Source organism: Actinoplanes sp. NPDC024001, from assembly GCF_040638955.1.
Classification (GTDB): Bacteria; Actinomycetota; Actinomycetes; order Mycobacteriales; family Micromonosporaceae; genus Actinoplanes.
On record NZ_JBEZZB010000384.1, the window covers coordinates 1 to 1,194 of the forward strand.

A 1,194-nucleotide genomic window follows, 5' to 3' on the forward strand; every position below is an offset into this window, starting at 1 on the left:
CCGCGGTCACGCGCCGGACGGCATCCCCGCCGTCCGGCGCGTGCGGCGTGCATCTTTGGGGTGCCCCATCGAACGCAGGGGTGGTCCCGGGCCGAACGGTGTGTGTACGGTGCGAAACGGCCTGCGGAAACTCTGAGTGATAGGTGCCGGATTCGTGAACGTGCAACCTCTGCACCGCGGCGACCCCCGGCACATCGGTGACTACACGCTTCTCGGCCGGCTCGGCGAGGGCGGCATGGGCTCGGTCTTTCTCGGACAGAGCCCGGCGGGCCGCCGGGTGGCGGTGAAGGTCGTCCGGCCCGAGCTGTCGAGCGACCCCGAGTTCCGGGCCCGGTTCCGCAGCGAGGTGCGCCGGGCCCGGCAGGTGCCGCCGTTCTGCACCGCGGAGGTGCTCGACGCGGATGCCGACGCCGACAGCCCGTACCTGGTGGCGGAGCTGGTCGAGGGGCCCAGCCTGGCCGAGGCGGTCCAGGAGCGCGGCCCGCTGACCGGCGGCAGCCTGCACAGCGTGGCCATCGGCGTGGCCACCGCGCTGGTGGCGATCCACGACGCCGGCGTCGTGCACCGCGACCTCAAACCGGCCAACGTCCTCTTCTCGCTCACCGCACCCAAGGTCATCGACTTCGGCATCGCCAAGCGGGTCGGCGCCACCGACCGGCTCACCGAGCCCGGCCAGGTGCTGGGCACCGTGGCGTACATGGGCCCGGAGCGCTTCGACGCGCAGACCTCACGCAGCGTCGGGCCGGCCACCGACATCTTCGCCTGGGGCGCGGTGATCACGTTCGCGGCCACCGGCCGGACCCCGTTCACCCCGGACGAGATGGTCGGCGCCGCCGCCGGGCTGCCGCTGCCGGAACCCGACCTGACCGGCCTGCCGCAGCCGCTGCGGGAGATCGTCGGCCAGGCTCTGCGGCCCGACCCGGACGACCGGCCGGCCGCGCACGAACTGCTGGAACGACTGCTGCGGGCCGGCGCCACCGACGGCCCGCCGGTCCGCGCCGAGCTGGCCCGCCGTCCGGAGCTGAGCCGGGCCGCCGCCGCGGTCCGGCACACCGCCCGGATGACCCTCCCGAGCCGGAACACCACCCGGCCGCGGGGTCGTACCCGCCCCGGGCTGCTGGCCGCGGCGACCGCGCTCGTCTGCGGCCTGGCTCTGACCGGCGTGCTGCCCGGGGACCGCCCGGCCGGGCCGGC

1 protein-coding gene is annotated in these 1,194 nt (G+C 75.6%); it reads left to right on the forward strand.

Features of this window, described 5'->3' with window-relative positions; genetic code table 11:
* Window positions 1-154: 154 nt before the first annotated feature.
* On the forward strand, window positions 155-1,194 hold a 1,040-nt coding region (locus AB0F81_RS51340), incomplete at its 3' end, for a serine/threonine-protein kinase (RefSeq protein WP_360211813.1).